Raw genomic sequence first — 26,248 nt, 5'->3', positions numbered from 1 at the left:
TCCTGCTAAGTTTCTCTCGATCTCGCGCGGGTGGCGGAATAGGCAGACGCGCTAGCTTGAGGTGCTAGTCCACGTATAGTGGGTGGGGGTTCAAGTCCCCCCTCGCGCACGCGAAATCTCGAAGGCCTGAGACTGAAGAGTCTCGGGCCTTCGGTCATTTCCCCGCCGTGTCCTCCCGGTCCTGACCCCCGCGAACCGGGAGGATTCAGCAATGGCCAGGCGACGACGCAGCAGCAGCTCGGCGCGCGCGAGGTCGACGCCGCGGCCGCTGCCGTTCGTCGGGCCGGGGGAGCGGCTCTGGATCCTCGACGTCCCCTACGGCACCGAGGTCGCCGACGCCCGCTGGCACCCCGCCGTCAAGATGCACGTGTACGTCGGACGGTCGCTGCCGGTGCACCTCGCGCCGTACCACCCCCGGGCGCACACGCTCGGCCGCTTCCTCGAGGACCTCCACAACGACGGGCCGCCCGCGGCGACGCCGGTGCCGAGCGACACCTTCGAGCCGCGACAGCTGCAGTACGAGGGCGCCGACGCGATCGCCAAGCGGGCAGCCGCCGGTGGGCGGCTCTTCCTCCTGGCCGACGAGCCGGGGGTCGGCAAGACGGTCACCGCCGTGCTCGGCGCGATCGCAGCCGCGGAGCTCCGTGGTGGAAGCAAGGTCCTCGTGGTGGCCGACCGCCCTGCCGCAATCACCATCGGCCACTGGTGCCGCACGATCGATGCCTTGGGGGACGCCGGTCTGACCTGGGTCGTCACCACGTGGGACCGGCTGGAGAAGGTGGCCCCCTACGACTGGGACGTCGTGATCGCCGACGAGGCGCACGCGCTGCGGCGCACGACGACGAAGCGGTGGAAGCACTGGACGAAGGTCTCGGGGATGGCGCGCAAGCACGAGGTCGCACCGTTCGTCATCGCGACCACGGCAACCCCCGGGCACACGCCGCTCGAGCTTCCCTACCTCGCGCCCGGCTACGCGCAGGTGCACGACGAGCCGATCAGCGGTTGGCACAAGGCGACGGCACCGTCGGAGACGTTCGCCGACGCGCTGGCCCGGCACGGTGTGGGCGTCGAGCCAGGTCGCTACGGCGCGTCCTGGACGATCGATCCCGCCCGTCGTGCCTCGGACCTGCAGCTCGTGCGCGGCTGGCTGGCCGACGCCGAGCCGCCGGCGATGCTGCACCGTGCGGCGCCGTGGGGGCCGGTGCCGATCTCCGGCCTGCCCGTCGAGCTGACGCCGCACGAGCGCGAGGCGTACGAAGCGGGGTGGGGCGAGTTCTGCCGCGAGATGGACCTCGCCCGCCGCGGCCGCAACTCCGCGAAGGGCCGCGCCGCCCTGCTGCGGTTCCGGCAGAAGGCCGGCCTGATCCGCGTGGACTCGACAGTCGCATGGATCCAGCAGCAGGTCGAGAAGGAGCGGCAGGTGGCCTGCTCGGTGGAGTTCGTCGAGACCGCGGCCGACCCGATCGCCGAACGGCTCCGCGACGCCGGGCTCGAGGTCGCCTGCATCTACGGCCGCGACCGCTTCGACACCGAGGCCGAGCGGCTCCGCTTCCAGCGGGGCGAGACGAAGGTCGTCGTCTTCACCACGGTCGCCTCGATCAGCCTGCACGCGGGGGAGTCGCTCCCCGACGGCTCGCAGGCGTCGACCGAGCCGCGGGTCGGTCTCTTCCACCAGGCCCGCTTCTCCGGCATCGCCGGACGCCAGGTCACCGGCCGGACCCACCGCGATCACCAGGTCTCGCCGTGGCACATCGCCTGGGCCGAGCAGACCGTCGAGGAGCAGGTCGGCCGGGCCATGGTCGAGCGCATCGCGGCGGCCTCCGACACCGTCGGCGGCGACACCGCCGGCCTCGCCGACGTGGCCGCCCTGCTCGGCGCCGACTGGCTGCCGGCCGCCTCCTTCACCGAGTAGCCGACCGGCGCCCGGACCGATGCGCTGGCACCCCGTCGTACGCCGTAGGCTTGTGGCCCGTGAAGACGTTCGAGGAGCTCTGGGCCGAGCTCAGTGAGAAGGCCCAGACCCGACCTGAGGGGTCCGGCACCGTCAAGCAGCTCGACGCCGGCGTCCATGCGATCGGCAAGAAGCTGATCGAGGAGGCCGCCGAGTCCTGGATGGCCGCTCGCTTCGAGGGCAAGGAAGCGACCGCGCTCGAGATCAGCCAGCTGCTCTACCACGCGCAGGTCCTGATGCTCGCCTCCGGCCTGACGCTCGACGACGTCTACTCCCACCTCTGAGAGGTCCTCTCATGCTGCGCATCGCCGTCCCCAACAAGGGGTCGCTGTCCGAATCCGCTTCCGCCGTGCTCAAGGAGTCCGGCTACCGGCAGCGCTCGCACACCAAGGAGCTCGCGCTCATCGACGCCGACAACGGTGTCGAGTTCTTCTACCTGCGCCCGCGCGACATCGCGCTCTACGTCGCCGACGGCACGCTCGACGTCGGCATCACCGGCCGTGACCTGCTGCAGGACTCCGGCGCCAAGGCGGACGAGATCCGCAGCCTCGGTTTCGGCCGCTCGAAGTTCCACTTCGCCGGTCCCGCGGGCAAGTACAACGAGCTCGCCGAGCTCCAGGGCAAGCGGATCGCCACGTCGTACGTCGGCGTGGTCGAGGCCTTCCTCTCGGCCAAGGGCATCGACGCGACGGTCGTGCACCTCGACGGTGCGGTCGAGACCTCGATCCAGCTCGGCGTCGCCGACGTCATCGCCGATGTCGTGGAGACCGGCTCGACGCTGAAGGCTGCCGGCCTGGCCACGTTCGGTGAGGTGATCCTCGAGTCCGAGGCCGTCCTCATCACCCGTGAGGGCGCCGAGCTCGGCGAGGAGTACGACGTCTTCCTGCGCCGCCTCGAGGGCGTCCTCGTCGCGCGCAGCTACGTGATGATGGACTACGACATCCGCGCCGACCAGGTCGAGGCCGCGACGGCGCTCACACCGGGGCTCGAGTCGCCCACGGTCTCCCCGCTGCACCGCGAAGGGTGGGTCGCCGTGCGCGCGATGGTCCCGCGCAAGGGTGCCCAGAAGCTGATGGACGAGCTCTACGGCATCGGTGCCCGCGCCATCCTGCTGACCGACATCCACGCCTGCCGGCTCTGATGACAGGCGATCTCCCGAAGACCTGGCGCCCCTTCGGCGTCCGGGCCGCGGGCGGCATCTTCGGCCTCGCGCTGATCATCGTGCTCGCCGGGGCGTGGATCTCGTTCCCGGACTCCGTGCGTGAGCAGTTCACGCTGTGGCAGCGGATCACCACCGTCGCGCTCTTCGGCGGCTTCCTGGCCGTCGAGTGGGGCCTGATGCGGTGCCGCGCCACCGCCACGACCGAGGGACTGACCGTCGTCAACGGCTACCGGGTCCGGGTCTTCGAGTGGGCGCAGATCGTCGGCGTCAGGATGCCCGTCGGGGCGCCGTGGCTGAGCCTCGACCTCGACGACGGCACGACCTGCGCCGTTATGGCCGTCCAGGGCTCTGACGGCCTGCGGGCTCGGCGTGCGTACGCCGAGCTGAAGGCGCTCGCTGCCTGATCCCGCTCCGCTGGTCGCGCCTGTCGAGGTCAGACGGCGCGGATGCCCCAGACGGCCGAGAAGGTGTCCTCGGGCTCGATCGTGACCAGGTCCTCGCCGGTGCGGAACGCGTTGGCGTTGGCGGTCATCGGCTCCACCGCAAGCGAGCGCCGGCCATGGCCGGTGACGTCGTCGGCGCTGAAGAGCTGCAGCCAGCGGTGCTGCTCGTCGACCCAGAGCAGGACCGCCCGGTCGGCGCGCAGGACCACCTCTGCCCGACCGTCGCGGCCCCGGCGCAGGTCGGTGAAGGCGTCGTTGAAGACGGTCTCCTTCACCGGCCGCCAGACGCGGAAGTCGTAGTCGGTGCCCTCCACGTCCTCCCGGCCGACCGGCAGCAGGCGGTCCGGATCGGCGAGCGCGCGGGTGCCGGCCGGGAGGAGCAGCTCGCAGTCCTCCAGCGGTGCGCCGACGGTGAGGTAGGGGTGCGCGCCCGAGGCGTACGGCGCGGGGGAGTCGCTCAGGTTGGTCGCGCTCTGGGTGACGGTGAGGCCGTCGGCGCTGACGTCGTACTGCACGTGCAGGTCCAGCAGCCACGGGTAGCCGCTCTGCGCCATCAGCCGGTAGGTGAGCGCGACGCTGGTCGCAGTGTGCTCGAGGACCGACCAGGCGGCCCAGCGGGCGAGTCCGTGGGAGGCGTTGTGGCGCGACGGCTCGGTCAGCGCGAGCTGGTGCTCCTCGCCCCCGAAGGTGTAGCGGCCATCCTCGATGCGGTTCGGCCAGGGCATCAGCAGCTGGCCGCGGCCCAGGCTCGCCATCTCCTCCTCGGGGAACCCGTCGACGATCTCCTCGCCCTCGAATGCGAGCAGGCGCAGGGCGGCTCCGCTCTCCGTGATGACGGCGCGGTAGCCACCGGCGCTGATCTCGAACTGCTCTCCCGACGGGCTGACCATGACGCTCAGCCTAGGGAAAGATCCGCGCGCTCCTCGGGGGCGTCCACGGCGAAGTGCGCGGCTTCGGCCCGCTGCCAGGCCTCGAGTCGTGCGCGGTACGCCGACGGGTCGGCCGCGGCAGCCGGGTGCAGGCCGGTGTCGCGGTGGAGGGCCCGCTCGAGGAGCACGGCCGAGCCGGCAGTCCCGTCGGTGGGGCCGGAGCCGGGGCCGGTGTAGCCGGTCCCGAGCCAGACCAGCACGGTCACGAGGTCGGCGACCCTGCGGTGGCCGGCGCCGACCCCCTCGACGATGAGCAGGTCAGTCGGCGCGAGGACGAGCTCGTCGCCGGGTTGGTCGTGCTCCCAGTCCCACGTGGTCGCCTCGCCGGGACGGCCCGCCGCCAACGGCCGGAGCAGTGCGTCCAGCGTGCCGCCGAGGGCGGGCAGGCCGGACCACCCGGCGTACAGCAGGTCGAGCGGGAGCGTCCGGACCGTCAGGTGCGCGGGCGCCGTGGCGGCAATCGCGGAGGCGAGCGTCGACTTGCCGCTCCCGCTGGGGCCATCGATCGCGAGCAAGCGGCCCGCGCCGAGTGTGGGCTCGCGCGACAGGGTGAGGTCGAGGATCTGCTGTGCGGTCGCGTCGCTCATGACTCCCGAGAGTAGAGGCCTGCCCCGCTCGCCTAGGGTTGGCGCATGGTCAACACCGGCCGCTTCGACGGCGCGAAGCTCATCGAGGCGAACTTCCCCGACGACGATGGCACGCAGGGGCCCGTGCTCGCGGCTGCGCTCCAGTCGTACGCCGCGGGGGCACCGGGGGCCTACGTCGAGGTGGTCCGGGCGCTCCAGCCCAGCCGGCTACTGGTGCCGGTCGTGGCCCTGCTCGGCGAGGTGGAGTACGACGAGAACGGGCTGGCGCACGACAAGTCGAGCGACATGGCGACCGTGCTGATCCAGAACGCCGCGGGGGAGAAGGGGCTGCTCGCCTTCACTTCCACCGCCAGCCTGGAGGCGTGGAACGCCGAGGCCCGGCCGGTGCCGGCACCGGCGCCCGTGGCTGCCAACTCGGCACTCCAGGAGGAGGCGGTCGCCCTGCTCGTCGACATCGCCGGGCCGGTGCCGTTCACACTGACCGGTGCCGATCTCAAGGGCGTCGCAGCGGGGTGGGAGCTGGTCCAGGTGGACGACGAGTGGGCATGGGCCGCGCCGGCCGAGTGAGCACCAGCCGCGCACGATTCGGAGTGAGCGGGATCATCCGTTAGTCTTGTGCTCGACCGATCTGCATCCGCGTGCCCGCACGAGGAGACAGGTCCACCAAGCGGAGGCTCAGGCTTCCCACCCGCATCGACCGCCACAGGTCGTCGGGTCCGGTCCCGCGGCAGCGGCGTACGACGTGCGTCATTTCCGCGAGAGGTGAGCTGCATCCGTGCAACGCACCCGTCGACTGGCCTTCGCTTGCGAGCGGAGGCCTTTTTTCATCCTCCGGGTCGGCCCAGCAGACACAGTCACCAGGAGGACACATCAGCACCGAGCTGCGCATCAACGACCGGATCCGGGTTCCCGAGGTCCGCCTCGTTGGACCCAATGGCGAGACGGTTGGCATCGTGCCCACGCACGAGGCTCTGAAGCTCGCTCAGGAAGCTGACCTCGACCTCGTCGAGATCGCGCCGATGGGCAAGCCCCCCGTCTGCAAGCTGATGGACTACGGCAAGTTCAAGTACGAGAACGCCCAGAAGGCGCGTGACGCTCGCCGTAACCAGACGAACGTGATCATCAAGGAGATGAAGCTTCGTCCCAAGATCGACGGTCACGACTACGAGACGAAGAAGGGCCACGTGGTCCGCTTCCTCAAGGCCGGCGACAAGGTCAAGATCACGATCATGTTCCGCGGTCGTGAGCAGCACCGCCCGGAGCTCGGCTACCGCCTGCTGCAGAAGCTCGCGGAGGACGTCGCGGAGCTCGGCTTCGTGGAGTCCAACCCGAAGCAGGACGGCCGCAACATGATCATGGTCCTCGGCCCGAACAAGAAGAAGGCCGACGCGATCGTCGACGTGGAGGCGGAGAAGCAGGAGCGCCTGGCCGCTCGCGCCGCCGACCAGGCCGCTGAGCAGGCCTCGCGTGACGCCACCAAGCCGACCGAGCCCAAGGTCCGCAAGGCCAAGCGCGCCAACGAGGCGCTCGACCCCGACATCGACCTCTGACGAGCGCCCAGCTCCGACGAGACCAGCAAGAGATAGAGAGCAAAGAGATGCCGAAGAACAAGACGCACTCCGGTGCCAGCAAGCGCTTCAAGGTCACCGGCTCGGGCAAGATCCTGCGCGAGAAGGCTGGCAAGCGCCACAACCTCGAGAAGAAGGCCTCGAAGGTCACCCGCCGCATGACCGGCACCGTCGAGCTGGCCAAGGCCGACAACGCTCGCGCCAAGAAGCTGCTCGGTCTCTGACCTTCCCTTTTCCGAATCTTCTCCCTGCGGCCTGACCAGGTCGCGGGGCTAGCACCAAGGAGTACGACATGGCACGCGTCAAGCGCGCAGTGAACGCCGCCAAGAAGCGCCGCGTTACCCTCGAGCGGGCCTCCGGCTACCGCGGTCAGCGTTCGCGCCTGTACCGCAAGGCCAAGGAGCAGGTCACCCACTCGCTGGTCTACAGCTACAACGACCGCCGCAAGAAGAAGGGTGAGTTCCGCAAGCTCTGGATCCAGCGCATCAACGCGGCTGCTCGTGCCGAGGGCATGACCTACAACCGCTTCATCCAGGGCCTCAACCTGGCTGGCGTCGAGGTCGACCGCAAGATCCTCGCCGACCTGGCCGTCAACGACGCCCCGGCGTTCTCGGCGCTGGTCGCCCAGGCGAAGGCCGCTCTTCCGGCCGACGTCAACGCTCCGGCCTCTGCCTGAGCCTGACGCTCCCCTGAGCATCTGACGTGGCGAGCTTCCGCACCTCTTCGGAGGAACCCCTGACGCACGGCAACAGCCGGGTCAAGGAGGCGCGGAAGCTCGCCCGTCGGTCATTTCGGGCCGAGCAGCGGCTCTTCCTCGCCGACGGGCCGAAGGCCGTCGAGGGTGCGCTGTCGGTGGACGGCTGCGTCGTGGAGGTCTTCGCGACGCCCTCCGCCGCCTCGCAGTACGCCGCACTGCTCGGCGACGCTCCGATCACACTCGTCGACGACCGGGCGCTGGCCTCTCTGTCGGACTCGGTCACGCCGGCCGGGCTCGTCGCCGTCGGTCGCTTCCTCGACGCCCCGCTGCCGTCGGTGCTCGCGGAGGCGCGGTTGGTCGTCATCGCCGCCGACGTGCGCGACCCGGGCAACGCCGGCACCGTCATCCGCTGCGCGGACGCGGCCGGTGCCGACGCGGTGATCCTCGCCGGTGACGCCGTCGACCTCTACAACCCGAAGACCATCCGCGCCTCGGTCGGCTCGGTCTTCCACCTGCCGGTTGCGCTGGAGCGTGACCCCGTCGCCGCCGTGCGCGCCGCGCAGACCGCCGGGCTCGGCGTACTCGCGGCGGACATGGACGGCCGTGACCTCTTCACCGCCGACGACCTGCTGGCGGAGCCGACCGCCTGGCTGCTGGGCAACGAGGCCTGGGGCCTCCCGGACGACCTGCGCGCCGCCGCCGACGAGGTCGTGAGCATCCCGATCTACGGCGGGGCGGAGAGCCTCAACCTCGCGACCGCGGCCGCTGTGTGCCTCTACGCCTCGGCGCGCGCTCACCGCTGATCAGCGGTCGGCGACCTTCCCGTTCGGGAGCTCCTCGACGAACTCCTCCGGGGTGAGCACGTCCGCGGTCCGCGCGGCGTCGACGAGGTCCTTCACGAGCGCGTGGATCGCCTCGGTGAGTGCCTCCTCCGTCGGGTAGTCCTCGTCGGGCAGCTCGGTGCTGAAGCCGCTCAGCATCAGCTCGCGGCCGTCGCGACGTACGGCGATGGCATCCATCTCCTCGAACCACAGGTGCGCAGCGTCCTTGCCGAAGCGCTCGCAGCCGTCATACTGGTCGAAGTACGTTGCGCAGAGGTCGCCCGACGTGGGTGCGTCGATGGTGAGCACGCCGCCGAAGTCTCCGCGGTAGTCGATCTGCACCGAACCGGTCAGGCCGAGCCTCCAGGAGCGCGGCTCGCTGCCGGAGGGCTCGGGGACGAAGAGCGTGGTGGCTCCCCGGTCGGTGAGGGCATCCACGAGCTCCGGGTCGGGGCCGCTGCACCCGGTGAGCAGGGGAGCGGCGAGAACGAGGACGGCGAAGGCGGCGTGACGCGACATGGCACCAGCGTGCACCTGTGTGGGTCGCGCGCGTGGGAGCGCATCGCGGGCTGGGCAGCCGGGTCTAGATTGCACCCGTGACCACCGATCCAGCGGCAGCCGCCCTCGACGCGCTCCCCGACGGCGTCGTGGTGCTCGACCACGAGGGCCGGGTGGAGTGCCTCAACACGGTGGCCGCCCGGATGCTCGGGGTCGACCAGGAGGACTCCGTCGGCTCTGCCGCGGGGCTGGTGCTGCGCCTGCAGGACACCGAGGGCCGTGACTGGCTGGCGTTCAACCAGCCGTGGCACGGCCTGCCCTCCCGGACGGGCGTTCCCGAGCAGTCGTGGCTCCTGCCCGACGGCTCGGAGGTCCTCGTCGTCGCCCGGATCGCCCGCAGCGCCACCGGCGTCAGCCGCGTCGCGGTCTCGCTCCGCTCGGGCCGCGGCCGCGCCCGCCTCGACCGCGAGCGCTCCGACCTCGTCGCCACGGTCGCCCACGAGCTGCGCAGCCCGCTGACCGGGGTCAAGGGCTTCGTGCAGGCACTCCTCAGCCGCTGGGACAACCTCAACGACGACCAGAAGAAGCTCATGCTGACGACCGTGCACAGCGACTCAGACCGGCTCAGCCGGTTGATCGCCGAGCTGCTCGACGTCGCGCGCATCGACACCGGACGTCTCCAGCTCTATCCCCGGCCGACCGACGTCGCGCAGCTGGCGGCGCGTGTGGTCGACTCGGTCTCCCAGAGCACCGCACGCAACCTCGTGCTCGAGCTGGAGCGGGGGCTGCCGCCCGCGCAGGCCGACCCCGACAAGTTCGTCCAGGTGCTGACCAACCTGGTGGAGAACGCCGTTCGCCACGGCGAGGGCACGGTGCTCGTCTCGGTCCGCGCCGCCGCGAGCGCGGACGACAGCCCGGCGGTCGAGGTGACCGTCGAGGACGACGGCGCGGGCATTCCCGAGGAGATCCGGCGCAGGGTCTTCACGAAGTTCTGGAAGCACGGCGCGAGCGGCGGGTCCGGCCTCGGCATGTACCTCGTCAACGGCCTCGTGCGTGCCCACGGCGGTCACGTCGAGATCGGGGATGCAGCGGGGGGTGGGGCGCGGGTCTCCGTGCTCTGGCCCGCAGCAGGCTGACGGCGTCAGCGCGTCACGTGCGGCTCGCCGGGGACGTGGTAGAGCCGGCCCTCCTGCGACTTGACCGCCGCCACCAGCACGAAGCTCATCGTGACCAGGAGCGACCAGGCACCGAGCTTGGACGTGTGGACCACCTCCCACACCTCGAGCTGCCCCGGGTAGCGCCAGGCGTTGAGCAGCGTGGCGAGGTTCTCGGCGAGCCACAGGAAGCCGCCGATCAGCACGAACGACAGCCACAGCGGCATCCGGTAGCGGGCGTCACCGACAGTGAAGTGGACCGTGGTGCGGCGCAGGACCAAGAGTCCCACGACCGCCAGCGGAACCCGCAGGTCCACGATCCAGTGATGGGTGAAGAAGTTCGCGTAGACACCGACCGCCACCACGGTGGTGGGCAGTGGCGCATAGTGCGAGACCCGGAGGTCGAACCGCCGCCAGGCCTGGCAGATGTAGGAGCCGACAGCGGCGTACATGAACCCGGAGAAGAGCGGTACGCCGCCGACCATGCTCCACGCATCGCCGGGATAGACCCACGATCCCTCGTGCACCTTGAAGAGCTCGAGCGCCAGCCCGACGGCGTGGAACGCGAAGATCACCAGCACCTCGCGCCAGGTCTCCAGCCCGAGCGCCCAGAAGCCGAACGTGAGCAGGAGGCACCACAGCAGCAGCGCGTCGTACCGCGGGATCGGGAGGGGTACGACGAGCGCGAGAACGAGGCCGGCGAAGACCCCGATCGCGAAGACGCAGGACTGCAGCTCCAGCCACGCGAACCGGACGAGCTGGCCCACGAGGCGGCGAACGGTCACGCCGTGACCCTAGGGCACGCTCCGACGTGATACCGGTTCGCGCCGGGATGCCAGGGGTTCCTAGACTTGCCCCTCGTCGGTTGACGCTCTGCCCACAGGTCGAGCCTGTGACGACCGCGCACCTGAGATTCGAAAGGCAGTCCATGTCGGGCCCGAACACCGAGTACGACCCCGTCGAGGTCACCCCCCTGCAGGCCGCAGAGGTCGAGGCGATGCGCGACGCCGCGATCGCCGCGATCGGCACAGCGCAGGACCTCGAGGCGCTCAAGCAGGTCCGCCTCGAGCACGCCGGGGACCGCTCGCCGCTCGCGCTCGCCAACCGCGAGATCGGTGCGCTGCCGCCCCAGGCGCGCAAGGAGGCAGGTGCCCGCGTGGGCCAGGCCCGCGGCGCGGTCAACAAGGCGCTCGCCGAGCGCACCGTGGTCCTCGAGGCCGAGCACGAGGAGCGGATGCTCGTCGAGGAGACGGTCGACGTCACCCTTCCGACCGACCGGCGCGCTCCCGGGACCCGCCACCCGATCACCACGCTCTCCGAGCGCATCGCCGACGTCTTCGTCGCGATGGGGTGGGAGGTCGCCGAGGGTCCGCAGGTCGAGGCCGAGTGGCTCAACTTCGACGCGCTCAACCTCGGCGCCGACCACCCCGCGCGCACCATGCAAGACACCTTCTGGCTGCAGCCGGCCGACGCCGCGCTCGTGCTGCGCACGCACACCTCGCCCGTGCAGGCCCGCACGATGCTGACCCGCCAGCCTCCGATCTACGTCGTGTGCCCCGGTCGCGTCTACCGCACCGACGAGATCGACGCGACGCACTCACCGGTCTTCCACCAGGTCGAGGGCCTCGTCATCGACAAGGGCATCACGATGGCCCACCTCAAGGGCTCGCTCGACCACTTCGCCGCCGCGATGTTCGGCGAAGGCATCTCGACGCGGTTCCGCCCGTCGTACTTCCCCTTCACCGAGCCGTCGGCCGAGGTCGACCTCGTCTGCTTCGTCTGCCGCAACGGTGAGGTCGGCGACCCGGCCGAGTGCCGCACCTGTCGGGGCGAGGGCTGGATCGAGTGGGGCGGCTGCGGCGTCGTCAACCCGAAGGTGCTCGTCTCCTGCGGTGTCGACCCCGACGTCTACACCGGCTTCGCCTTCGGCATGGGCATCGACCGCACGCTGATGTTCCGCCACAACGTCGAGGACCTGCGCGACGTGTTCGAAGGCGACGTCCGCTTCGCCGCCCCGTTCGGAGTTGAGATCTGATGAAGGCACCCGTTTCCTGGATCAAGGAGTACGTCGAGCTGCCGGAGGACCTCTCCGTCGACGCGCTCGCCGCGCGCCTCACCGCGCTCGGGCTCAAGCTCGAGGCGCTGCACACGCCGGCCGATGCCATCACCGGGCCGCTCGTCGTCGGCAAGGTGCTGACGATCGAGAAGGAGCCGCAGAAGAACGGCAAGGTCATCAACTGGTGCACCGTCGACGTCGCGGACGCCAACGGCACCGGCGAGCCGCAGGGCATCATCTGCGGTGCCCACAACTTCGTCGAGGGCGACCTGGTCGTCGTCTCCCTGCCGGGCGCAGTCCTCGCGGGTGGCTTCGCGATCTCCGAGCGCAAGACCTACGGCCACCTCTCGGCCGGCATGATCTGCTCCCGCGCCGAGCTCGGCCTGGGCGACGACGGCTCGGACGGCATCATCGTGCTGCCCGCCGACGCTGCGAAGCCGGGCGACGAGGCGATTCCGCTGCTCGGCATGGACGACGCCGTCATCGAGTTCGAGATCAACCCCGACCGGGCCTACGCGCTCTCGCTGCGCGGCGTCGCCCGTGAGGCTGCACTCGGCTTCGAGGCGCCGTACGCCGACCCGGCACTGCGCGAGGTGCCGGCCGCAAACGACTCCGGCCACGCCGTGCAGGTCGAGGACGAGGGCGGCTGCCCGGTCTTCGTCACGCGCACCGTCACCGGCTTCGACCCGGCGCGTCCGACGCCGGAGTGGATGAAGATCCGTCTCGAGCAGTGCGGCATGCGCTCGATCTCGCTCGGCGTCGACATCTCCAACTACGTGATGCTCGAGCTGGGCCAGCCCAACCACTGCTACGACGCCGCGAAGGTCGCCGGCCCGATCCGGGTCCGCCGCGCAGCAGCGGGGGAGAAGATCACGACCCTCGACGACGTGGTCCGCAAGCTCGACCCCGCCGACCTGGTCATCGCCGACGACAACGGTGCCATCGGCATCGCGGGCGTGATGGGCGGCGCGACCACCGAGGTGTCGGAGACGACGACCGACATCGTCGTCGAGGCCGCGCACTTCGACCCGGTCACTGTCTTCCGCTCGCAGAAGCGCCACAAGCTGGGGTCCGAGGCCTCCAAGCGTTTCGAGCGTGGCGTGGACCCGGAGCTGCCGCAGGCGGCGGCCGACCGCGTCGTCGAGCTCCTCGTGTCGCTGGGTGGCGGCACCGCAGGTGACGGCGTGACGGTCGTCGGCGCGGCGCCGGCCCGCCGCGTCGTGACGGCGCCCGTGGACCTGCCCGCACGGATCACCGGCATGGCGATCTCCGCGGAGACCACTGTTGCGCACCTGAAGGCGATCGGTGCCGAGGTCACCGTGTCGGGCGACCACCTGACCGCCGTCGTCCCGTCGTGGCGTCCGGACATCAGCCAGCCCTTCGACCTGGTCGAGGAGGTCGCGCGGATCGTCGGCTACGAGGACGTCCCGTCGGTCCTGCCGACCGCTCCCGCCGGTCGTGGCCTGACCGAGGTCCAGCGCCTGCGCCGCCGCGTCGGTCGCGTCATCGCCGGTGCCGGCTTCAACGAGGTCATCTCCTACCCGTTCACCTCCGAGGCCGACTACGACGCCCTCGGGCTGCCGGCCGACGACGAGCGTCGTCGTTCGCTCCGGATGGAGAACCCGCTCAACGCCGAGCAGCCGCTGCTCGCGTCGACCTTGCTGCCCGGTGTGCTCCACACGCTGGCGCGCAACGTGGGCCGGGGCAACACCGATGCCGCCGTCTTCGAGACCGCGCTTGTCTTCCTGCCGACCGGTGACGAGAAGGCCCCGATCCTCGGCACCGACCGTCGTCCGACCGACGAGGAGTGGGCGGCCATCGAGAAGGCCGTGCCCGCCCAGCCGCAGCATCTCGCGCTCGCCCTGACCGGGGCGCGTGAGGCTGACGGCTGGTGGGGCGCGGGTCGCGCTGCCGGGTGGTCCGACGCCATCGCGGCCGTGCGCGATCTGGCCGGCGCCCTCGGTGTGGTCCTGGACGTCGAGGCAGCCGCAGTCGCGCCGTGGCACCCCGGCCGCTGCGCCGCGCTGTCCGTCGGTGGCGTCCACCTCGGCCACGCCGGTGAGCTCCACCCGAAGGTCTGCAAGGCGCTCGGCCTGCCGGCGCGCTCCGCGGCCGCCGAGATCGACCTCGATGCACTGCTCGAGCACGCCACGTCGCCGCAGGCGCCGCGCTTCTCGTCGTACCCGGTCGCGAAGGAGGACGTCGCACTCGTCGTCGACGCCTCCGTCCCGGCCGCCGCGGTGGAGGCGGCGCTGCGCGAGGGCGCGGGCGACCTGCTGGAGTCGATCCGCCTCTTCGACGTCTTCACCGGCGCGCAGGTGGGCGAGGGCAAGAAGTCGCTCGCCTTCGCGCTGCGCTTCCGGGCAGCGGACCGCACGCTTGCCGAGGGGGAGTCGGGCGCTGCCCGCGACGCCGCCGTGGCTCGCGCTGCCGAGGTGACGGGCGCCGTCCAGCGCTGACCTGCACCCACGCCGCAACTGGTCTTGAGTGGCAGATCCGGAGCCCGGATTCCTGCCAGTCAAGACCAGTTGCGCGTTTCGATGCGCCTTACAGCTGACGGGCGAGTCCCTCCAGGGCCGCCTCGAGCGTCGGCTCGACGACCAGGTCCCGGACGGTCTGAGCGTCCATGAACTCCGCCTCCGCGAGCTGGCGCAGCATCGTGACCATCGGGTCCCAGAAGCCGTCGGGGTTGAGCAGGCCGATCGGCTTCTCGTGGAGCCCGAGGGTCTTCCAGGTCCAGACCTCGAAGAGCTCCTCGAGGGTGCCGAGGCCGCCCGGCAGCACGAGGAAGGCGTCGGCGCGGACGCTCATCATGGCCTTGCGCTCGTGCATGGTCTCCACGACGTGCATCTCGACGCCTTCCTGGTGGAGACGGGCCCACTCCCGCTCGACCATGAAGCGGGGGATCACGCCATAGACGTGGCCACCTGCGTCGAGCACGCCCTGCGAGAGCCGGCCCATGAGGCCGGACCCACCGCCGCCGTAGACCAGCTCGATCCCGGCCGCTCCCAGCGCGCTGCCCACGTCGTACGCCAAGGCCGCGTGGGCCGGGTCGGAGCCGTCACGGGAGCCGAGGAAGATCGCCAGTCGTTGCAGCACACCCCCAACCTAGAAGGTCACGGGATCCGCTAGCGTCGGCGCCATGCCGCTGTACGAGTTCGAGGGCAAGCGCCCCTCCGTCCATCCCGAGGCCTTCATCGCTCCCACGGCGGTGCTGATCGGCGACGTCACCGTCGAGAAGGGCGCCAGCGTCTGGTACGGCGCGGTGTTGCGCGGCGACATCTGCTCCATCGTGGTCCGTGAGGGCGCCAACATCCAGGACAACTCGGTCGTCCACGGCGGCCCCGACGTCACGGTCGAGATCTGCAAGCACGCAGCCGTCGCGCACAGCGTCGTCTTCCACGGTGACTACCTGGGGGAGAAGTCGCTCGTCGGCAACGGCAGCGTGGTGCTCGACAACGCCCGCATCGGCGCCGGCACACTGGTCGCGGCCGGGTCGGTCGTGTCGGCCGGCAAGGAGATCCCGGAAGGGGTCCTCGCGCTCGGCAGCCCGTGCGAGGTGAAGAAGCCGATCGCCGGCACGCCGGCGGAGTTCTGGGTCGAGGTCAACGGTGCCTACTACGCCGAGCTCGCTGAGCGGCATGCCAAGGGGCTCTCCCCCGTCGAGGACTGAGCTGCCCGTCGACCCCTGCCGAAAAACCCCGTGCACATGATCATGCAGAGGGATGTATAGTCATGCATATGAGCAAGGTCAGGATCGCCGTCGCCGGAGCCAGTGGATATGCGGGCGGTGAGGTGTTGCGCCTGCTGCTCGGCCGCGACGACGTCGAGATCGGCGCGCTGACGGGTGGCTCCAACGCGGGGGAGAAGCTCGGCGTCCTGCAGCCCCATCTGGTGCCGCTCGCCGACCGGGTCCTCGAGCCCACGAACGCCGACACCCTCGCCGGCCACGACGTGGTCTTCCTCGGCCTGCCGCACGGCCAGTCCGCCGCCATCGCGGAGCAACTGGGTGACGACGTGGTCGTCATCGACTGCGGTGCCGACTTCCGGCTGACCGACAGCGCGGAGTGGGAGAAGTTCTACGGCGGCACCCATGCCGGCTCGTGGCCCTACGGCCTGCCCGAGCTCCCCGGCCAGCGCGAGGAGTTGGCGGGTGCGAAGCGGATCGCGGTCCCGGGCTGCTACCCGACGGTGTCCACGCTCACGCTCGCACCCGCGGTGGCCAACGGCCTGATCACCCCGGACGTCGTCGTGGTCGCTGCCTCCGGCACGTCCGGCGCCGGCAAGGCGCTCAAGGCGAACCTGCTCGGCTCCGAGGTCATGGGCAACGTCTCGGCGTACGGCGTGGGCGGCGTCCACCGGCACACGCCCGAGATCACCCAGAACCTCTCCGGCCTGACCGACGCCGCCGTCAACGTCAGCTTCACCCCGCTGCTCGTCCCGATGCCGCGCGGCATCCTCGCCACCTGCTCGGCGCCCGTCGCGGAGGGTGTGACCGCCCAGCAGGCGTACGACGCGTACGCCGCGGCGTACGCCGACGAGCCGTTCGTGACGGTGCTGCCCCAGGGCGTGTGGCCGCAGACCAAGAGCGTGCTCGGCTCCAACTCCGTGCACGTGCAGGTGACCGTCGACGAGACCGCTGGGCGGCTCGTCGCCGTCGGTGCCGTCGACAACCTCGCCAAGGGCACCGCCGGCGCCGCCGTGCAGTGCATGAACCTCGCGCTGGGCCTTCCCGAGGGCACCGGCCTCACCACGATCGGACTCGCCCCGTGAGCACTGAAACCCCCACCGACGGCACCGTCGACGACGTGCTCGACCTGGACGCCGTCGCGAGCGCGATCCCGGCCTGGCAGTCGCAGACCTTCACGCTGGCGGAGTACCCCGAGAAGCTGGCGATCGTGAAGCTCGCGCCCGGTGCCGAGGTCCCGCAGTGGGCTGAGTCGAGCTCGATCTTCTCCGTCACGGCGACCGCCACCGAGACCAGCCTGATCTGCGCCGGCCGGTCGGTCCCGACGAAGACGCCCAGCATCAAGCCGCTGATCGCCTTCCGCATCACCGGCGAGATCGACCCCGGGGCCGTCGGCGTCCTGGCCAACCTGCTGGTGCCGCTCGCCGAGATCGGCGTGCCGGCGTACACGTTCTCCACCTACGAGACCGACTGGGTGATGGTGCGGGTGATCGACTCCGAGAAGGCTGCGGAGGAGTGGCGACGACGAGGGCACACCGTTGCCGCCGCCGTCCCGATCACTCCGCAGAAGTCCTCCCCGAAGGGTCCCAAGAAGAAATGAGCATCACCCACCCCGCCGGCTTCGTCGCCTCCGGCGTTCACGCCGGCCTGAAGTCCAACGGCAACCTCGACCTCGCCCTCGTCCTCAATGAGGGCCCCCGCTTCGACTCCGCCTCCGTCTTCACCGCCAACCGCTGCAAGGCCAACCCGGTCCTGTGGTCGCAGGAGGTCGTCAAGGACGGTGTCGTGAAGGCGGTCGTCCTCAACTCGGGCGGCGCCAACTGCTACACCGGTCCCGATGGCTTCCAGACCACCCACGCGGTGGCGGAGAAGGTGGCCGAGAAGGCGGGCATCGGCGCGATCGACGTCGTCGTCTGCTCGACCGGCCTGATCGGTCTCGCCAATCCCCGGCAGAACCTCCTCGACGGTGTCGAGGCCGCTCACGCCGCCCTCTCCGCCGACGGTGGCGAGCTCGCCGCGCAGGCGATCATGACCACCGACTCGGTCAACAAGCAGTGCGTCGTCCAGGGAGACGGATGGAGCATCGGCGCGATGGCCAAGGGCGCGGGCATGCTCGCCCCGGCGCTCGCCACGATGCTGGTCGTCATCACCACCGACGCGATCGTGCCCGCCGACGAGCTCGACGCAGCCCTGCGGGCGGCGACGCGGGTCAGCTTCGACCGGCTCGACTCCGACGGCTGCATGTCGACCAACGACACGGTGACGGTCCTGGCGAGCGGCGCTTCCGGCGTACAGCCGACTCCGGAGGAGTTCACTGCCGCCCTGCAGGAGGTCTGCATCTCGCTGGCGAAGCAGCTTCTCGCCGACGCCGAGGGCGCCGACCACGAGATCTCCATCGAGGTCCTCAACGCCGCTTCCGAGGACGACGCGGTCGAGGTCGGCCGCTCCGTCGCGCGGTCCAACCTTTTCAAGGCTGCCGTCTTCGGCAAGGACCCCAACTGGGGCCGGGTGCTGGCGAGCGTCGGCACCACGCAGGCGGCCTTCGACCCGGCTGACCTCGACGTCGCCATCAACGGCATCTGGGTCTGCAAGCAGTCCACGCCCGCCGAGGACCCAGCCGGCATCGACCTCGAGCCACGCTCCGTGACGGTCACCATCGACCTCAAGGCTGGTGACGCGACCGCCACGGTGTGGACCAACGACCTGACCCATGCCTACGTCCACGAGAACAGCGCGTACTCCTCATGAGCAACCTGCACGCCAGCCACAACCCGTCCCTGACCGCGGAGCAGAACGCCCACGTCCTCGCGGGCGCGCTGCCCTGGCTCAAGCGCTACCACGGCAAGATCATCGTGGTGAAGTACGGCGGCAACGCCATGACCGACGACACCCTCAAGGCTGCCTTCGCCGAGGACATCGCGTTCCTCCGGCTGGCCGGGTTCAAGCCGGTCGTCGTGCACGGCGGGGGTCCGCAGATCTCGAAGATGCTCGACCGGCTCGACATCAAGTCGGAGTTCCGGGGTGGCCTGCGGGTCACGACACCCGAGGCGATGGACGTCGTCCGGATGGTGCTCGTCGGCCAGGTCCAGCGCGAGCTCGTCGGCCTTCTCAACCAGCACGGTCCGCTCGCGGTCGGTCTCTCCGGCGAGGACGCCGGGCTCTTCACCGCCACGCCCACCAACACGATCGTCGACGGTGAGGAGGTCGACCTCGGTCTCGTGGGCGAGGTCGCCAAGGTGCGGCCCGAATCGGTGCTCGACCTGGTCGAGGCGGGCCGGATCCCGGTCATCTCGAGTGTCGCCCCCGACGAGAACGGCACCGTGCACAACGTCAACGCCGACACTGCAGCAGCCGCACTGGCCGCGGCGCTCGGCGCCGAGAAGCTCCTCGTCCTCACCGACGTCGAAGGCCTCTACCGCGACTGGCCGCACAGCGACGACGTCATCGGCGAGATCAGCCCGGAGACGCTCGCGGAGATGATCCCGAGCCTGGCCTCCGGCATGGTCCCGAAGATGCAGGCCTGCCTCAACGCCGTCCAGGACGGCGTCCCGCGCGCGACCGTCGTCGACGGCCGGACACCGCACGCCGTCCTGCTGGAGATCTTCACCGACGCCGGTGTCGGCACGCAGGTGCTGCCCGGGGTCGAGACCAAGCTGCGGCAGGCCAAGGTGCCCGCCAGCGACAAGTCCGCGAAGGAGGCGTGATGGCCGACCACGCACGGCAGAACCAGCAGGAATGGACCCAGCGCTACACCGGCGCCGTGATGAACACCTTCGGCACCCCGAAGCTGGTCCTGGCCCGGGGCAAGGGCGCCCGCGTCTGGGACGCCGACGGCAAGGAGTACGTCGACCTTCTCGGCGGCATCGCCGTCAATGCGCTCGGCCACGCCCACCCGGCACTGGTGGACGCGGTGACCGCGCAGCTGCAGACGCTGGGCCACATCTCGAACTTCTTCGCCAGCGAACCGCAGGTCGAGCTCGCCGAGCGGCTCTGCAGGATGGTCGCGTCCTCCTTCGAGGCTGCAGGCGAGACCAGGGTCTTCTTCACCAACTCCGGAGCCGAGGCCAACGAGGCGGCCTTCAAGCTGACCCGGCGCACCGGGCGGACGCACATCGTGGCCACCGAGGGCGCCTTCCACGGCCGGACGATGGGCGCGCTCGCCCTGACGTCGAAGGAGGCCTACCGGACGCCGTTCGAGCCGCTGCCGGGCGAGGTCACGTTCGTGCCGTACGGCGACGCCGAGGCGCTGGCCGCGGCCGTCACCGACGCGACGGCCGCGGTGATCATCGAGCCCGTCCAGGGAGAGGCGGGCGTGATCATCCCGCCGGCCGACTACCTGGCCCAGGCCCGCCACATCACGACCGCCCACGGTGCGCTGCTGTGGCTCGACGAGATCCAGACCGGCATCGGCCGCACCGGCACCTGGCTGGCCCACCACAACGACGACCTCACGGACCCGCTCAGCGCAGCTCCCGACATCGTCACGCTCGCCAAGGGCCTCGCCGGTGGCATCCCGATCGGTGCGTGCGTGGCGACCGGACGGGCGGCGACTCTGCTCGAGCCGGGCAACCACGGCACGACGTTCGGCGGCAACCCGGTGGCTGCGGCTGCCGCGCTCGCGGTGCTCGACACAATTGAGAAGGACGACCTGCTTTCCCACGTCGCCGCCGTCGGCGCGCGTCTGGCCGAGGGCCTCGCCCGGGAGCCGCAGATCACCGAGGTCCGGTGCGCAGGCCTGCTCATCGGTGTCGACCTGGCCGACGGCATCGACTCGGCCGCCGTCACGGCTGCGGCGCTCGAGGCAGGCTTCATCATCAACAACCCGACCCCGTCGCGGCTCCGGTTCGCGCCTCCGCTCGTGCTGACCGATGACGACGTAGACGCGTTCCTCTCCGCGCTGCCCGGCATCCTCGACGCTGCTGAAGGGACCGTGACCGCATGAGCGAGCAGACGCTGAGGCACTTCCTCCGGGATGACGACCTGACCCCGGCCGAGCAGGCCGAGGTGCTGGCGCTCGCGGCCTCCCTCAAGGCGGCGCCGTACTTCCTGAAGCCGCTCGAGGGGCCGCGCACCGTCGCGCTCATCTTCGACAAGCCGACCCTGCGCACGCAGGCGAGCTTCGCGGCGGGCATCGCCGAGCTCGGCGGCTACCCGATGACGGTCGACGGAGACAAGGCCGGGATCGGCGTGCGTGAGTCGATCGCGGACGTGGCGCGCGTGCTCGGCCGCCAGGCAAGCCAGATCGTGTGGCGGACCGGCCCGCAGACCAAGATCGATGAGATGGCCGCGTACGCCGGCGTGCCGGTCGTCAACGCGCTGACCGACGAGTTCCACCCGTGCCAGCTGCTGGCTGACCTGCTCACGATCCAGGAGCACAAGGGCACGCTCAAGGGGTTGACCGTCGCCTTCCTCGGCGACGCGGCTTGCAACATGGGCAACTCGTGGGCGCTGGCGGGAGCCACCGCCGGCCTGCACGTCCGTTTCGCTGCCCCTGAGGGCTACACCCCGGACGCCGACGTGCTGGCGCGCGCCGGACGCATCGCCGGTCACACCGGTGGCTCGATCGCCGTCACCACCGACGCCTCGGAGGCGGCCCGGGACGCCGACGTCCTGGTCACCGACACCTGGGTGAGCATGGGCAAGGAGGACGAGGCGGCTGCCCGCGTCGCCGCCTTCTCGCCGTACGCACTCACGAGCGAGCTCGTCGCCCTCGGCAAGCCCGACGCGATCGTCATGCACTGCCTGCCGGCCTACCGCGGCAAGGAGATCGCTGCCGAGGTCCTCGACGGCCCGCAGAGCGTCGTCTGGGATGAGGCGGAGAACCGTCGCCACGCCCAGAAGGCGATCCTGACCTTCCTCGCGCGGCAGGCCTGAGCATGAACGTCCACGCCCTGAAGCCGCAGTCCAAGGCAGCGCGCCAGGCGCTGATCCTCGACCTGCTGGGATCGCGCGAGGTCAAGTCGCAGACCGAACTGGCCGAGCTGCTCGGCGAGCGTGGCCTCCACGTCACCCAGGCGACCCTGAGCCGCGACCTCGACGACCTCGGTGCGGAGAAGGTGCGGGGGGCCTCCGGCGCCCTCGTCTACGCGGTCTCATCCGAGGGCACGCGCCTCGCCGGAGCGGGGGAGACTGCTGCCGCGAATCACCGCCTGGCGCGGCTCTGCGCCGAGCTGCTGATGAGCGCGGAGGCGAGCTCGAACCTCGTCGTCCTCCGCACCCCGCCGGGTGCGGCGCAGTTCCTCGCCAGTGCGATCGACCGCGCGGAGGTCCCCGATGTGCTCGGGACCATCGCGGGCGACGACACTGTGCTCGTGATCGCGCGCGCCGCGGACGGCAGCGCGCTCGCCCGACACTTCACCGACCTGGCCGACGGCCACCACGACTGAACGTAGAAGACAGGAAAACGAACTTGAGCAAGGTCCTCACCTCCCTGCCCGTCGGTGAGAAGGTCGGCATCGCCTTCTCCGGAGGCCTCGACACCTCCGTGGCCGTCGCCTGGATGCGTGACAAGGGCGCGATCCCGTGCACCTACACCGCCGACATCGGCCAGCCCGACGAGCCGGACATCGCCGGCGTCCCGCTGCGTGCCAAGGAGTACGGCGCCGAGATCGCGCGCGCCGTCGACATCAAGCCGCAACTGGTGGAGGAGGGCCTGGCCGCGCTCGCGTGCGGTGCCTTCCACATCCGCTCCGGTTCGAAGGCGTACTTCAACACGACTCCGCTCGGCCGCGCCGTCACCGGCACGATGCTCGTGCGCGCCATGCAGGCCGACGACGTCAACATCTGGGGTGACGGCTCGACGTACAAGGGCAACGACATCGAGCGGTTCTACCGCTACGGCCTGCTCGCCAACCCCGAGCTGCGCATCTACAAGCCGTGGCTCGACAACGACTTCGTCACCGAGCTCGGTGGCCGCCACGAGATGTCGGAGTGGCTGGTCGAGCACGGCCTGCCGTACCGCGACTCGACGGAGAAGGCCTACTCCACCGACGCCAACATCTGGGGCGCCACGCACGAGGCGAAGATCCTCGAGCACCTCGACGTCTCCTTCGAGGTCGTCGAGCCGATCATGGGCGTGAAGTTCTGGGACCCGTCGGTCCAGATCGAGTCCGAGGACGTCGCAGTCACCTTCGAGGCCGGCCGGCCCGTCGCCCTCAACGGCAAGCGCTACGACGACGCGGTGGCCCTGGTCCTGGAGGCGAACAAGATCGGTGGCCGTCACGGCCTCGGCATGTCCGACCAGATCGAGAACCGGATCATCGAGGCCAAGTCGCGCGGCATCTACGAGGCCCCGGGCATGGCGCTGCTCTTCGCGGCGTACGAGCGCCTGCTCAACGCCGTGCACAACGAGGACACCCTCGCCAACTACCACAACGAGGGCCGCAAGCTCGGTCGGCTGCTCTACGAGGGCCGCTGGCTCGACCCGCAGTCGCTGATGCTGCGCGAGTCGATCCAGCGCTGGATCGCCTCGCTCGTCACCGGCACGGTCACCCTGCGCCTGCGCCGCGGCGACGACTACACGATCGTCAAGACCGAGGGCGCCAACTTCTCCTACCACCCGGAGAAGCTGTCGATGGAGCGTGTCGAGAACGCCGCCTTCGGCCCCACCGACCGCATCGGCCAGCTCACCATGCGCAACCTCGACATCGCCGACTCGCGCGCCAAGCTCGAGCTGTACGCCGGCCAGCCGCTCGACCAGGGCACCGTGCTGGTCGAGAACGGCACGCTCTTCGGCGAGCTCCCGGCCGGTGGCTTCGACCAGATCGCCGTCGCGGCCGAGATCGACCAGGCCGCCGAGGAGATCCAGGACGAGGTCGCGTTCGAGAGCGGCACCGACTGATGTCCAAGCAGGACGCCACCAACACCGGGAAGCTGTGGGGAGGGCGCTTCGCCGGCGGTCCCTCGCCCGAGCTCGACGCGCTGTCGCGCTCGACGCACTTCGACTGGCGGCTCACGCCCTACGACCTCGCCGGGTCGAAGGCCCACGCCAACGTGCTGCACGCAGCGGGCCTGCTGACCGACGCCGATCACGCCGAGCTGCTGCGCGGCCTGCAGGTGTTGGGGGAGCGCTATGCCGCCGGCGAGCTGCACCCGGACGCCTCCGACGAGGACGTGCACGGTGCGCTCGAGCGGCTGCTGCTGCTCGAGGTCGGTCCGGACGTGGGCGGTCGCCTGCGCGCCGGCCGCTCGCGCAACGACCAGGTCGCGACGCTGTTCCGCGCGTTCCTGCGTGACCACGCCCGGGTCATCGCCGACAAGGTCCTGGACCTCGTCGACGCGCTGCACGGTCAAGCCGCGCAGCACCACGGGGCGATCATGCCCGGGCGCACGCACCTGCAGCACGCGCAGCCGGTGCTGCTCAGCCACCACCTGCTCGCGCACGCCTGGCCCTTGCTCCGCGACGTCCAGCGCCTGCGCGACTGGGACGCCCGCGTGGCGGCGGAGTCGCCGTACGGCTCGGGTGCGCTCGCCGGCTCGAGCCTGGGGCTCAACCCGCAGGCAGTGGCGGCCGAGCTCGGCTTCACCGGCTCGACGCCCAACTCGATCGACGGCACCGCCTCGCGTGACTTCGTCGCGGAGTTCGCCTTCGTCTGCGCGCAGATCGGTGTCGACGTCTCCCGCATCGCCGAGGAGGTCATCCTCTGGTCGACCAAGGAGTTCGACTTCGTCAAGCTCCACGACTCTTGGTCGACCGGGTCGAGCATCATGCCGCAGAAGAAGAACCCCGACATCTCCGAGCTGGCCCGCGGAAAGGCGGGGCGCCTGATCGGCAACCTGTCCGGCCTGCTCGCCACGCTCAAGGCCCTCCCGCTCGCCTACAACCGCGACCTGCAGGAGGACAAGGAGCCGGTTTTCGACTCCGTCGACACCCTCGAGGTGCTGCTGCCGGCGTTCACCGGTCAGATCGCCACGCTGACCTTCAACACAGCGCGCATGGCCGAGCTCGCTCCGCAAGGCTTCTCGCTCGCGACCGACATCGCCGAGTGGCTGGTGAAGCAGGGCACCCCGTTCCGCATCGCCCACGAGGTCGCGGGGGAGTGCGTGCAGGTCTGCGAGCAGCAGGACAAGGAGCTCGCGGACCTCACCGACGAGGAGTTCGCCGCGATCAACCCCGCTCTGACGCCTGCGGTCCGTGACGTGCTCACTGCCGCGGGCTCGGTCGCCTCGCGCGACGGCCGCGGCGGCACCGCACCGGTCCGCGTGGCCGAGCAGCTCGACGAGTGTGCGGCGGTCGTGTCCGGACACCGTGGCTGGCTCGTCTGACGCGGTGAGCACGCTCCGGATAGCGCTGGAGCGGCCGGTCCTCGAGGCCGCGCCGCTCCTGCTCGGTGCCGTCCTGCGCCACGACGACGTCGCCGTCCGCATCACCGAGGTTGAGGCGTACGACGGTCCCAACGATCCCGGGTCGCACGCCTTCCGCCAGACCCCGCGCAGCTCGGTGATGTTCGGCCCGGCCGGGGTGCTCTACGTCTACTTCACCTACGGCATGCACCACTGCGCCAACGTCGTCTGTGGCCCCGAGGGGCAGGGCAGCGCGGTCCTCTTCCGTGCCGGCGAGGTGGTGGAGGGCGTGGACGTGGCGAAGGCGCGGCGTGGCACGACCGTGGAGCGCGAGCTCGCCCGTGGGCCGGCCCGGCTGTGCTCAGCACTGGGCATCCGGCTGATCCACAACCGCACGGATCTTGCCTCGGGCCCGCTCACCCTGGAGCTCGGCGCTCCGGTCGATCCCGCGCTGGTCAGCACCGGCCCCCGGGTGGGCCTGCGCGAGGCCGCTGACTGGCCCTGGCGCTTCTGGATCACCGGAGATCCCACCGTCTCCACCTACCGTCCGGCCGCACCGAAGCGCACCCGCTGACGTGGCGCGGGCACTCGCGCTGGTGCTGGTGGTGGCCTTCGTCATCGGCGGCGTGGTCCAGGCCTGGCTGTGGCGGCTCGACGTCGAGGTGCTCACCGCGCCGCTGAGCTCGCAGTTCGCCTGGGCCGTCGTCCTGTACGCCGCCGGCTGGGTCGCTGCGCGACGGACGACGTGGGCCGTCGCCGCGGGTGCCCTGACCGGAGCGGTGCTCATCGGCAGCTACTACCTCTGCCAGGCGCTCGCTAGCGGCCCGGGCTCGGCGACGGACCAGTTCACCAAGTCGCGGGGCCCGGCCTGGGTGGCGGCGACGATCCTCGTCGGTGCGGGTCTCGGGCTCCTGGGCGGCTGGAGCGCCCGCACTCGTGAGCGGCCCGTCCGTGGCGCGTTCGCGCTCCTCACCATGGGGGTGGCCCTGGCCGGCGGTCCGGTGCTGCTCGTAGCGCTCTACGGTGAGCACCTCCCGGGGACAGCACGGGTCGTCATCCCGGTCGTCTATGCGTGCGCCGGCATCGCACTCGTCCTCCATGCCGTACGCCGCGTGCCCGCTCCTGCCCTGCGTCGCGCGGCCGGAGCTGCGGCGGTGGCGGGTGCTGCCGGGCTCGGCCTCCTGGTCCTCCTGATGACCCGGGTTCTCTACCGCACGTTCTGATGGGGCAGGCTTGTCCGTGCACGACCCGCACCGCCGAACCAACGAAAGGCCGATCGTGGCTGTCGACCCGAACCTGCTGGACGACCTCGAGTGGCGAGGACTCCTCGCTCACGCGACCGACCTCGACGCGCTGCGCGCCGAGCTCAGCGAGGGTCCGGTCAAGTTCTATGTCGGCTTCGACCCGACCGC

General features: G+C 70.7%; 29 protein-coding genes, 1 tRNA gene and 1 pseudogene. 26 read left to right on the top strand and 5 right to left on the bottom strand.

What is annotated here, in order from left to right; translation table 11 throughout:
- Positions 1 to 24 precede the first annotated feature (24 nt).
- From VLF38_RS16355 to VLF38_RS16335, 5 genes are all read left to right on the top strand, one after another.
- Positions 25 to 109 (top strand) — tRNA-Leu (locus VLF38_RS16355).
- 102 nt (positions 110 to 211) lie between these two features.
- The gene (locus tag VLF38_RS16350) at positions 212 to 1,912 is read left to right on the top strand and encodes a helicase (protein ID WP_325272298.1); all 1,701 of its coding nucleotides are present in this window, start codon (positions 212 to 214) and stop codon (positions 1,910 to 1,912) included.
- 59 nt (positions 1,913 to 1,971) lie between these two features.
- Positions 1,972 to 2,235: a phosphoribosyl-ATP diphosphatase gene (locus VLF38_RS16345; RefSeq protein ID WP_188784415.1), complete on the top strand. Its 264-nt coding sequence runs from the start codon at positions 1,972 to 1,974 to the stop codon at positions 2,233 to 2,235.
- 11 nt (positions 2,236 to 2,246) lie between these two features.
- A complete protein-coding gene (gene hisG, locus VLF38_RS16340) occupies positions 2,247 to 3,092 on the top strand; it encodes an ATP phosphoribosyltransferase (protein WP_325272297.1) in 846 nt (281 codons plus the stop codon).
- Complete coding sequence (locus VLF38_RS16335; RefSeq protein ID WP_325272296.1) at positions 3,092 to 3,517, top strand: PH domain-containing protein; 426 nt, start codon at positions 3,092 to 3,094, stop codon at positions 3,515 to 3,517. The genes hisG and VLF38_RS16335 overlap by 1 nt, the downstream gene beginning before the upstream one ends.
- A gap of 29 nt (positions 3,518 to 3,546) precedes the next feature.
- Here the strand turns inward: VLF38_RS16335 and VLF38_RS16330 are convergent, their stop codons facing one another.
- Positions 3,547 to 4,446, bottom strand: a complete 900-nt coding sequence (locus VLF38_RS16330; protein ID WP_325272295.1) for an aldose 1-epimerase family protein — start codon at positions 4,444 to 4,446, stop codon at positions 3,547 to 3,549.
- A gap of 5 nt (positions 4,447 to 4,451) precedes the next feature.
- Positions 4,452 to 5,072 (bottom strand): 4-amino-4-deoxy-L-arabinose transferase, encoded by a 621-nt coding sequence (locus tag VLF38_RS16325; RefSeq protein WP_325272294.1) that lies wholly within the window; start codon positions 5,070 to 5,072, stop codon positions 4,452 to 4,454.
- Between the two features lie 45 nt (positions 5,073 to 5,117).
- Here VLF38_RS16325 and VLF38_RS16320 point away from each other — a divergent pair, with 45 nt between their 5' ends.
- The 5 genes from VLF38_RS16320 to VLF38_RS16300 all read left to right on the top strand — a co-directional run bounded on the left by VLF38_RS16320 (position 5,118) and on the right by VLF38_RS16300 (position 8,140).
- The gene (locus VLF38_RS16320; protein WP_325272293.1) at positions 5,118 to 5,639 is read left to right on the top strand and encodes an SseB family protein; all 522 of its coding nucleotides are present in this window, start codon (positions 5,118 to 5,120) and stop codon (positions 5,637 to 5,639) included.
- Between the two features lie 302 nt (positions 5,640 to 5,941).
- Complete coding sequence (infC, locus tag VLF38_RS16315; RefSeq protein WP_325272321.1) at positions 5,942 to 6,622, top strand: translation initiation factor IF-3; 681 nt, start codon at positions 5,942 to 5,944, stop codon at positions 6,620 to 6,622.
- Between the two features lie 47 nt (positions 6,623 to 6,669).
- A complete protein-coding gene (gene rpmI, locus VLF38_RS16310; RefSeq protein WP_107699752.1) occupies positions 6,670 to 6,864 on the top strand; it encodes a 50S ribosomal protein L35 in 195 nt (64 codons plus the stop codon).
- A 68-nt stretch (positions 6,865 to 6,932) separates the two neighbouring features.
- Complete coding sequence (gene rplT / locus VLF38_RS16305; RefSeq protein WP_325272292.1) at positions 6,933 to 7,316, top strand: 50S ribosomal protein L20; 384 nt, start codon at positions 6,933 to 6,935, stop codon at positions 7,314 to 7,316.
- Positions 7,317 to 7,342: 26 nt separating this feature from the next.
- A complete protein-coding gene (locus VLF38_RS16300; protein ID WP_325272291.1) occupies positions 7,343 to 8,140 on the top strand; it encodes an RNA methyltransferase in 798 nt (265 codons plus the stop codon).
- On the opposite strand, the gene VLF38_RS16295 is transcribed toward VLF38_RS16300, so the two are convergent.
- A complete protein-coding gene (locus VLF38_RS16295; protein WP_325272290.1) occupies positions 8,141 to 8,677 on the bottom strand; it encodes a hypothetical protein in 537 nt (178 codons plus the stop codon).
- A gap of 77 nt (positions 8,678 to 8,754) precedes the next feature.
- On the opposite strand from VLF38_RS16295, the gene VLF38_RS16290 reads away from it, so the two are divergent.
- Complete coding sequence (locus VLF38_RS16290) at positions 8,755 to 9,792, top strand: HAMP domain-containing sensor histidine kinase (protein ID WP_325272289.1); 1,038 nt, start codon at positions 8,755 to 8,757, stop codon at positions 9,790 to 9,792.
- 5 nt (positions 9,793 to 9,797) lie between these two features.
- Here VLF38_RS16290 and VLF38_RS16285 read toward each other — a convergent pair whose 3' ends face one another.
- A complete protein-coding gene (locus tag VLF38_RS16285) occupies positions 9,798 to 10,595 on the bottom strand; it encodes a DUF817 domain-containing protein (protein ID WP_325272288.1) in 798 nt (265 codons plus the stop codon).
- Positions 10,596 to 10,738: 143 nt separating this feature from the next.
- Between VLF38_RS16285 and pheS the strand changes: the two genes are divergently transcribed.
- Both pheS and pheT read left to right on the top strand, forming a co-directional pair.
- A complete protein-coding gene (gene pheS, locus VLF38_RS16280; RefSeq protein ID WP_325272287.1) occupies positions 10,739 to 11,845 on the top strand; it encodes a phenylalanine--tRNA ligase subunit alpha in 1,107 nt (368 codons plus the stop codon).
- The gene (gene pheT / locus VLF38_RS16275) at positions 11,845 to 14,325 is read left to right on the top strand and encodes a phenylalanine--tRNA ligase subunit beta (RefSeq protein ID WP_325272286.1); all 2,481 of its coding nucleotides are present in this window, start codon (positions 11,845 to 11,847) and stop codon (positions 14,323 to 14,325) included. Before pheS ends, pheT begins: the two co-directional genes overlap by 1 nt.
- Before the next feature lie 88 nt (positions 14,326 to 14,413).
- Here pheT and VLF38_RS16270 read toward each other — a convergent pair whose 3' ends face one another.
- Complete coding sequence (locus tag VLF38_RS16270; RefSeq protein ID WP_325272285.1) at positions 14,414 to 14,965, bottom strand: TIGR00730 family Rossman fold protein; 552 nt, start codon at positions 14,963 to 14,965, stop codon at positions 14,414 to 14,416.
- 43 nt (positions 14,966 to 15,008) lie between these two features.
- Here VLF38_RS16270 and VLF38_RS16265 point away from each other — a divergent pair, with 43 nt between their 5' ends.
- The 13 genes and pseudogenes from VLF38_RS16265 to VLF38_RS16205 all read left to right on the top strand — a co-directional run.
- Positions 15,009 to 15,539: a gamma carbonic anhydrase family protein gene (locus tag VLF38_RS16265; protein ID WP_325272284.1), complete on the top strand. Its 531-nt coding sequence runs from the start codon at positions 15,009 to 15,011 to the stop codon at positions 15,537 to 15,539.
- A 62-nt stretch (positions 15,540 to 15,601) separates the two neighbouring features.
- Complete coding sequence (gene argC / locus VLF38_RS16260; RefSeq protein WP_325272283.1) at positions 15,602 to 16,639, top strand: N-acetyl-gamma-glutamyl-phosphate reductase; 1,038 nt, start codon at positions 15,602 to 15,604, stop codon at positions 16,637 to 16,639.
- Complete coding sequence (locus tag VLF38_RS16255; protein ID WP_325272282.1) at positions 16,636 to 17,154, top strand: ACT domain-containing protein; 519 nt, start codon at positions 16,636 to 16,638, stop codon at positions 17,152 to 17,154. Before argC ends, VLF38_RS16255 begins: the two co-directional genes overlap by 4 nt.
- Positions 17,151 to 18,302, top strand: a complete 1,152-nt coding sequence (gene argJ, locus VLF38_RS16250; RefSeq protein ID WP_325272281.1) for a bifunctional glutamate N-acetyltransferase/amino-acid acetyltransferase ArgJ — start codon at positions 17,151 to 17,153, stop codon at positions 18,300 to 18,302. Before VLF38_RS16255 ends, argJ begins: the two co-directional genes overlap by 4 nt.
- Positions 18,299 to 19,258 carry an acetylglutamate kinase gene (gene argB, locus VLF38_RS16245; RefSeq protein ID WP_325272280.1) on the top strand — a complete coding sequence of 320 codons (960 nt, stop codon included), beginning with the start codon at positions 18,299 to 18,301 and terminating at the stop codon, positions 19,256 to 19,258. Before argJ ends, argB begins: the two co-directional genes overlap by 4 nt.
- Positions 19,258 to 20,496 (top strand): acetylornithine transaminase, encoded by a 1,239-nt coding sequence (locus VLF38_RS16240; RefSeq protein WP_325272279.1) that lies wholly within the window; start codon positions 19,258 to 19,260, stop codon positions 20,494 to 20,496. The genes argB and VLF38_RS16240 overlap by 1 nt, the downstream gene beginning before the upstream one ends.
- The gene (argF, locus tag VLF38_RS16235; RefSeq protein ID WP_325272278.1) at positions 20,493 to 21,428 is read left to right on the top strand and encodes an ornithine carbamoyltransferase; all 936 of its coding nucleotides are present in this window, start codon (positions 20,493 to 20,495) and stop codon (positions 21,426 to 21,428) included. Before VLF38_RS16240 ends, argF begins: the two co-directional genes overlap by 4 nt.
- Positions 21,429 to 21,430: 2 nt before the next feature.
- On the top strand, positions 21,431 to 21,940 hold the full coding sequence (locus VLF38_RS16230) for an arginine repressor (RefSeq protein ID WP_325272277.1): 510 nt from the start codon (positions 21,431 to 21,433) through the stop codon (positions 21,938 to 21,940).
- A 23-nt stretch (positions 21,941 to 21,963) separates the two neighbouring features.
- Positions 21,964 to 23,394, top strand: coding sequence for an argininosuccinate synthase (gene argG, locus VLF38_RS16225; protein ID WP_325272276.1), 1,431 nt, complete (start codon positions 21,964 to 21,966; stop codon positions 23,392 to 23,394).
- The gene (argH, locus tag VLF38_RS16220) at positions 23,394 to 24,818 is read left to right on the top strand and encodes an argininosuccinate lyase (protein ID WP_325272275.1); all 1,425 of its coding nucleotides are present in this window, start codon (positions 23,394 to 23,396) and stop codon (positions 24,816 to 24,818) included. The genes argG and argH overlap by 1 nt, the downstream gene beginning before the upstream one ends.
- A gap of 4 nt (positions 24,819 to 24,822) precedes the next feature.
- On the top strand, positions 24,823 to 25,410 hold the full coding sequence (locus VLF38_RS16215; RefSeq protein WP_325272274.1) for a DNA-3-methyladenine glycosylase: 588 nt from the start codon (positions 24,823 to 24,825) through the stop codon (positions 25,408 to 25,410).
- 1 nt (position 25,411) lies between these two features.
- Entirely contained in the window at positions 25,412 to 26,059 is a 648-nt protein-coding gene (locus VLF38_RS16210; protein WP_325272273.1) for a hypothetical protein, read from the top strand.
- Positions 26,060 to 26,114: 55 nt separating this feature from the next.
- Positions 26,115 to 26,248 (top strand): annotated as a pseudogene (locus tag VLF38_RS16205) (tyrosine--tRNA ligase); the annotation flags it as partial.

This window comes from Nocardioides sp., assembly GCF_035481145.1.
Classification (GTDB): domain Bacteria; phylum Actinomycetota; class Actinomycetes; order Propionibacteriales; family Nocardioidaceae; genus Nocardioides.
Note: the sequence above shows the minus strand (reverse complement) of the source record. Positions and strands in the feature narration are given on the sequence as shown.